Origin of the sequence: Thermococcus sp. 21S9 (genome assembly GCF_012027635.1) — an archaeon.
Lineage (GTDB): Archaea > Methanobacteriota_B > Thermococci > Thermococcales > Thermococcaceae > Thermococcus.
The window spans coordinates 1-463 of record NZ_SNUS01000032.1 but is presented as its reverse complement, the minus strand read 5'-3'; the positions used below and the strand labels follow the sequence as shown (position 1 = coordinate 463).

The window sequence follows — 463 nt, the reverse complement described above, 5'->3', positions numbered from 1 at the left end:
CACGACTTAGTATTCATATAGTGATACTATTGCTCTTTCCCTAATTTCTTTGTACTCCTTCAGAAGTTCCTTAGCAAAATCTGTCAAAATTGTTATTCCCTTCTTCCTCCCTCCTCTAACAGATATAACCAAAGAGATACCCAACTTTTCTTCTAAACTCTTTATTTTTTCCCAGTACGTTGATGGAGAAACTCCAAGAGCTTTACATGCAGCTCTAAAGGAATTAACCTGAGAGATTAACTCCAAAAGTTCCAAAATTTCTCCAGGAATTTCAACACCATCTTTTGTCACAAATGAGACCTGTATTTTAGGTGAAAGTCCAATAATATTTCGATTTATTGCGCAAGATGAAAAGAGCATTTTTCTAAGATCTTCTCTGGTTATTTTCCTATAGTTTACCTCAAATCTTGAAAGTGGACATTTTGAGAAGTTCCCATAGGGATTTAAGTACAAAGCCCTACAA

General features: G+C 35.0%; 1 protein-coding gene. It reads right to left on the bottom strand.

What is annotated here, in order from left to right:
* Positions 1-6: 6 nt before the first annotated feature.
* A partial coding sequence (locus E3E28_RS10820; RefSeq protein ID WP_167915458.1) for a winged helix-turn-helix domain-containing protein occupies positions 7-463 on the bottom strand: 457 nt, incomplete at its 5' end.